General features: G+C 62.8%; 1 protein-coding gene. It reads right to left on the minus strand.

The window, feature by feature from the left end; translation table 11 throughout:
• The coding region (locus KVT44_RS55850) for a glycosyltransferase family 2 protein (RefSeq protein WP_217576930.1) at positions 1-272 on the minus strand (272 nt) is incomplete at its 3' end.
• Positions 273-331 lie beyond the last annotated feature (59 nt).

The raw sequence follows: 331 nt of genomic DNA on the forward strand, positions 1-331 counted from the left end.
ACAACGTCCGCGTCCGCGAGGCTCTTCGCGAGTGCGCACACCCAATCACTCGGAACTAGATCGTCCGCGTCGCAGAAAAGAATCACCGAGCCCTGGGCAGAGCGCCACCCCACATTCCGCGCGTGGCTCGCCCCGGGCGAAGTCGTGGCATCGACCGTTGAGAATGTGCCGCTGCGCGATCCTCGGTTCAGCGCCTCCAGTTCGGCGAAAGCCTTGGCATTGTTGGCTGCCACGATGACTTCGAGATCCGGGGCATCGACTTGCGAAGACAATGCGTCGAGCTGACGAGTTAGGGGAGGGCTACCTCCGCCGCCGTATGGAATTACGACCG

This window comes from Streptomyces sp. GbtcB7 (assembly GCF_019091445.1).
Classification (GTDB): Bacteria; Actinomycetota; Actinomycetes; order Streptomycetales; family Streptomycetaceae; genus Streptomyces; species Streptomyces mirabilis.